Origin of the sequence: Kineococcus glutinatus (assembly GCF_039542765.1) — a bacterium.
Taxonomy (GTDB): domain Bacteria; phylum Actinomycetota; class Actinomycetes; order Actinomycetales; family Kineococcaceae; genus Kineococcus_A; species Kineococcus_A glutinatus.
Genome location: NZ_BAABIL010000364.1, coordinates 1 through 5,426 on the forward strand (window position 1 = coordinate 1; position 5,426 = coordinate 5,426).

A 5,426-nucleotide genomic window follows, 5' to 3' on the forward strand; every position below is an offset into this window, starting at 1 on the left:
CGTGCCCTGAGCGGGCCGGGCCGCCGCGGGTGGGCCGGGCGGCTCAGCGGGCCGGCGCCCCGACGTGCCGCACGCCGGTGGTGAGGGTGCGCGCCCACGCGGCGTCCACCTCGTCGAGGCCCGTGGTGACGATGAGGTGGCACAGCTGCCCGTAGGCGATGAAACGCTGCACCGCCGCGTCGTCGGCGCCGGAGCGCTCCTTCGCCAGCGCCACGATCGCCGCCAGGCCCCGGCGCACGGCCTCGCCCACCTCCGGCACGTCGGCGGCGCTCTGCGCGTGCACCTGCAGCATCATCAGGTCGCGGTCGGCGATGAGCTCGGCGTAGGCGTCACCCATCGCCGCCAGCACCTCCGCCGCGCCCGCGCCCGCCGCGCGGTCCGCGCCCTCCTGCAACGCCTCGAGCACCCGCCCGTAGCAGTGCTCCACCGCGGCGACGAAGACGGCCAGCTTGCCGGGGAAGAGCCGGAAGACGTAAGCGGGGGAGATGCCGGCCTCGGTGGCCACGTCGGTGACGGGGGTGGCGTGGTAGCCGGTGCGGGCGAAGACCCGCACCGCGCTGGCGGTGACGCGCGAGCGCTGGGCCTGCGCGGTGGAGCGGCTGGACGTCGTCGGCACGTGAGTGATTGGACACTCCCGTCCGGGGGGCGTCAAGCGCCCGGGACGGCGCGGCTGTGCGGCGCCCCCGGGCCGGCCGGGTACCTTCGCCCGCGTGAGCAGCGTCCTGCACCCCGTGGGTCCCGAGGGATCCGGCACCTACTGGCGGCGACGGATCGTCCTGCTCCTCGTCCTGGCCGCCGTCGTCGCCGCCGTCGTGTGGGGCCTCACCCGCGGCGGTGGGCAGCCGTCGGCCGCCCAGCCCAGCGCCTTCGACCCCACCCCGAGCGCCGCGGCCACGACGGCCGCCGCCGCGCCGGCGACGGCCACCGGCACCGCCTCCAGCGCCACGGCGGCGGAATCACCGGCACCGTCGGCCGACCCGGCCCGCGAGTGCACCGCGACGGACCTGACGGTGAGCGTCGGCCCCGACGCCGCCACCTACGGGCCCGACGCCAAACCGCGCTTCCGCCTCGTGGTGGAGAACGTCTCCGACACCCCGTGCGCCGTGCGGATGGGGTCGCAGGTGGAGCAGCTGGAGGTGACCGCCGCCGGCCAGCGGGTGTGGAACTCCACGGACTGCGCGACCGCACCCACCTCCCGGGTCGTCGAGCTGGAGCCGGGGAAGCCGACGGGTGCCTGGACCACCTGGCAGGGCATCGGCTCCGAGGCCGGCTGCCCCACCGGGCAGACCCGCGCCGGGGCGGGGGAGTACGCCGTCACCGCACGGCTGGGCGACCTCACCACCCGGCCGGCGACCTTCACCCTCCAGTGACCGCCACCCGCCGGTGACCGCGACCCGCCGGTGACCCGCACCCGCCGGTGACCTCCACCCGCGGGTGACCCGCACCCGCCGCCCGGTGGGGACGCTCAGACGTAGCGCTCGAGGATGCTGGACTCCGCCAGCCGGGACAGCCCCTCCCGCACGGCGCGGGCGCGCTGCTCGCCGACCCCGTCGACCGTCATGAGGTCGTCGATGCTCGCGGCCAGCAGCTTCTGCAGGTCGCCGAACTGCTCCACCAGCCGCTCCACGATCGCGCCCGGCAGCCGCGGCACCCGGTGCAGCAGCCGGTAACCGCGCGGGCTGACCGCCGCGTCCAGGGAGTCACCGCCCACCGAGAAGCCCAGGATGCGCGCCACGTGCGTCAGGTCGACGAGCTCGGAGGCACCCAGCGCCGCCAGGTCCGCGAGCACCGCCTCCGCCGGACCGGCGTGCTTGGTCGACTCCAGGTAGTCGCGCACCACGAGCTCGCGGTCGGGCCCGACACCGCCGATGAGCTCGTCGAGCTGCAGGGACAGCAGCCGCCCGTCGACCCCGAGCTCGACGACGTAGCCGGCGATCTCGTCCGCGATCCGCCGCACCATCTCCATGCGCTGCACGACCGAGCAGACGTCGCGCACGGTGACGAGATCCTCGATCTCCAGCGCGGACAGCGTGCCCGTGACCTCGTCGAGCCGGGCGCGGTAGCGCTCCAGCGTGGCCAGCGCCTGGTTGGCGCGGCCGAGGATCGCGTCCGAGCCCTCCAGCGCGTAGCGGCGCGAACCCACGTAGACCGCCACGATCCGCATGGACTGGCTCACCGAGATCACCGGGTAGCCCGTCTGCTTCGCCACGCGCTCGGCGGTGCGGTGCCGCGTGCCCGACTCGCTCGTCTCGATCGTGGCGTCCGGCAGGAGCTGCACCGCCGCGCGGACGATCTTGCTGACGTCGCGGTCGAGGACGATGGCGCCGTCCATCTTCGCCAGCTCCCGCAGCCGGGTGGCGGAGAACTCCACGTCGAGGGCGAAACCGCCGGTGCAGATGGACTCCACGACCCGGTCGAAGCCCAGCACGATGAGGGCGCCGGTGCGCCCGCGGAGGATGCGCTCCAGCCCGTCGCGCAGTTCGGTCCCGGGTGCGACCGCCGCGAGCGTGGCCCGCAGGATCTCCTCGGGGGTGCGGTCTGCTGTCGGCACGGTCTCCTCCATCACGGGCGAGGCCGCTGCGACCGGCACGGGCCGGCCGGGTTCCCCGGGTGCGGAACCGCCGACCGGGTGAACCAGCGGCGGTCGACGGTGATGCTATCGCCGGTGACGCTCCAGAGCGGTCACCGCACGATCCGGGCGTGACGGACGGCCTCCGCCAGGGTGCTCACCTCGTGGACCGCCAGCCCCGCCGGCACCCGCCCCGCGCTGCCCGACCCCGCCGGCACCACCGCCGTCGTGAACCCCAGCCGCGCCGCCTCCGACAGCCGCCGCGGCGCCCCCGTCACGGGACGCACCTCACCGGCCAGGCCCACCTCGCCGAACGCCACCAGCCCCGCCGGCAGCGGGCAGTCGGCCGCGGCGCTGGCCACCGCCAGCGCCGCGGCGAGGTCGACGGACGGCTCGGTGAGCTTCACCCCGCCAACCGTCGCCACGTACGTGTCGCGGTCGGCCAGCGGCACCCCCAGGCGCCGCTGCAGCACCGCCAGCAGCATCGCCACCCGGCTGGCCTCCAGCCCGCTCGTGACCCGGCGCGGGCTGCCCCCGCCGCCGTTGGCCGCCACCAGCGCCTGCAGCTCCGCCAGCAGCGGCCGGCGGCCCTCCAGGGTCACCGTGATGCACGTGCCGGGCACCGGGTCGCCGCCGCGCTGGGAGACGAAGAGGCCGCTGGGGTCGGCCAGGCCCTCGATGCCGTCCTCGGTGAGGTCGAAGCAGCCCACCTCGTCCGTCGGCCCGTACCGGTTCTTCACCGCCCGCAGCAGCCTCAGCCGCGAGTGCCGCTCGCCCTCGAACTGGCAGACGACGTCGACGAGGTGCTCCAGCACCCGCGGCCCGGCGATCGAGCCGTCCTTCGTGACGTGCCCGACGAGCAGCGTGGCGAGGTTGCGGCGCTTGGCGGCCCCGATGAGCGCCGCCGCCACCTCCCGCACCTGCGTCACCCCGCCCGCGGTCCCCTCCACCGAGGCCGAGGCCACCGTCTGCACGGAGTCCACGACGAGCAGGTCCGGCGCGCTGTGCTCGACGTGCCCCAGCACCGTGGCGAGGTCCGTCTCGGAGGTGAGCAGCAGCCGCGGGCGCAGCGCCCCGATGCGCTCGGCGCGCAGCCGCACCTGGGCGGCGGACTCCTCCGCCGTGACGTACAGGACGGTGCGGCCCGTCGCGGCCGCGCGGGAGGCGGCGTCCAGCAGCAGCGTCGACTTGCCCACCCCCGGCTCCCCGGCGAGCAGCACCACGGCGCCGGGCACGAGGCCGCCGCCGAGGACGCGGTCCAGCTCGTCGACGCCCGTGGGCTGGGCGCGGGCCGCCTCGACGTCGACGTCGGCGATGGGGCGGGCGGGCTCGCGCACCGCGGCCGCCGCGGTGGTGCGGACCACCGCGGTGCCGACCTCCTCGACGGTGCCCCACGCCTGGCACTCCCCGCAGCGGCCCACCCACTTGGCGGTGGTCCAGCCGCACTCGGCGCAGCGGTAGCCGGGGCGGGCGGGGCGGGTGGTGGTCCTGGTGGGCACGTCCCCACGGTAGGAGCCGGCACCGACACGGCCGGCCCGGCTACCGCTGCGCCGGGTGCGCCGGCCGGGTACGCCGGCCGGGTGCGCCGGCCGGGTGCGCCCGGCGGGTGCGTCAGGCGGGTGTCACGCCAGCAGCAGCATCGTCGCGATGATCGCGCCGCTGGCGACGACGACGAACGTCGGCACGAAGGCCAGGATCGCGGCGCCGATGCTGCCGGTGCGCCGGTGCAGCGCGTAGGCGGAGAAGAGCATGACCAGGCAGCCGAGGACGGTGACGCCCATGGCCAGGCCGATCGCGGTGCCGGACACCGAGGTGGGCGGCGCCGGGTCGGCGGTGCCCGAGGCGTCGCTGGAGGTCATGCCGAACTCCGGCGGCGCGATGATCGCCGGGACGACGACCGCGACGACGAGGCCGATCGCCCACACGACGAGCGCGGCGACGGTGCCGCCGCTCGGCTTGGGCCAGCGGATCGGCGCCAGCGCACGCTGCTCGTGCTGCGGGTCGCCGCCGGACGAGCTGGTGACGTGGCCGACCGTCGATGACTCCGCGCTGGGCTGCGTGCTCATGCGGGTCATCATCCCGCCTCGGCTCCGGCGGGTCGAGCCGGCCTCACCGGCGCCGCCAGCGCACCACCACCGGCTGCACCAGGCCGGTGCCCGGCAGCGCCGCGAGGGCGTCGGCGGCGACCTGCGGGCCGAGCTCGATGCGCAGCACCGCCGCCAGCTCCTCGCGGGTCGCGAACTCCCAGCGCACGTCGAGCCGCTGCGCCCCGAAACCCCGGCGGGCGAAGAAGCGCTCGACCGCGGCGGGGTCCCAGCCCGGCACCGCGCGGCGCGACCACGCGCCGAAGGCGCCCCGCCCGGCGTCGGTGTCGACGACGAGGGCCGTACCACCGGGGCGCAGCACCCGCTCCAGCTCGGCCAGCCCCGGCTCGCACCCCGGGCCGAAGAAGTACGCCCAGCGCGCGTAGGCCACGTCGACGCTCGCGTCGGGCAGCGGCAGCTGCTCGGCGCTGCCGGTGAGCACCCGCACCCCGGGCAGGTCCCGCACGCGCGCCGCGGCCAGCTCCACCAGGGGCGGGTGCGGCTCGACGCCCACGACGGCGCGGGCCGCGGCCGCGTAGCGGGGCAGGTGGAAGCCCGCCCCGCAGCCGACGTCGAGGACGTCCGCGCCCGCCCAGTCGTGCACCGCGCGCAGGGCGGCGTCGATCGCCCCGTCGGGGTCCACGCCGCGGTTCTGCAGCTCGTAGACGTCGGGGGAGCCCCAGATGTTGGGGCTGGGCCGCACGCCGGGCAGCACCTGCGGCGCCGCGCCGGGCGGGCGGCTCACCGCTGCCCCCCGCGCCCGCCGCGCCGGC

At 76.8% G+C, this 5,426-nt stretch carries 6 protein-coding genes; 1 reads left to right on the forward strand and 5 read right to left on the reverse strand.

The window, feature by feature from the left end; translation table 11 throughout:
* Positions 1 to 43: 43 nt before the first annotated feature.
* Positions 44 to 616 carry a TetR/AcrR family transcriptional regulator gene (locus ABEB16_RS13590; protein ID WP_345712779.1) on the reverse strand — a complete coding sequence of 191 codons (573 nt, stop codon included), beginning with the start codon at positions 614 to 616 and terminating at the stop codon, positions 44 to 46.
* A 94-nt stretch (positions 617 to 710) separates the two neighbouring features.
* Between ABEB16_RS13590 and ABEB16_RS13595 the strand changes: the two genes are divergently transcribed.
* Positions 711 to 1,370: a hypothetical protein gene (locus tag ABEB16_RS13595; RefSeq protein WP_345712780.1), complete on the forward strand. Its 660-nt coding sequence runs from the start codon at positions 711 to 713 to the stop codon at positions 1,368 to 1,370.
* A 95-nt stretch (positions 1,371 to 1,465) separates the two neighbouring features.
* Here ABEB16_RS13595 and disA read toward each other — a convergent pair whose 3' ends face one another.
* The 4 genes from disA to ABEB16_RS13615 form a co-directional block, all read right to left on the reverse strand.
* A complete protein-coding gene (gene disA / locus ABEB16_RS13600) occupies positions 1,466 to 2,563 on the reverse strand; it encodes a DNA integrity scanning diadenylate cyclase DisA (RefSeq protein ID WP_345712783.1) in 1,098 nt (365 codons plus the stop codon).
* Positions 2,564 to 2,682: 119 nt separating this feature from the next.
* On the reverse strand, positions 2,683 to 4,068 hold the full coding sequence (gene radA / locus ABEB16_RS13605) for a DNA repair protein RadA (RefSeq protein WP_345712781.1): 1,386 nt from the start codon (positions 4,066 to 4,068) through the stop codon (positions 2,683 to 2,685).
* Positions 4,069 to 4,191: 123 nt separating this feature from the next.
* The gene (locus ABEB16_RS13610; protein ID WP_345712782.1) at positions 4,192 to 4,635 is read right to left on the reverse strand and encodes a hypothetical protein; all 444 of its coding nucleotides are present in this window, start codon (positions 4,633 to 4,635) and stop codon (positions 4,192 to 4,194) included.
* Positions 4,636 to 4,678: 43 nt separating this feature from the next.
* Positions 4,679 to 5,398, reverse strand: coding sequence for a class I SAM-dependent methyltransferase (locus tag ABEB16_RS13615; RefSeq protein WP_345712784.1), 720 nt, complete (start codon positions 5,396 to 5,398; stop codon positions 4,679 to 4,681).
* Positions 5,399 to 5,426 lie beyond the last annotated feature (28 nt).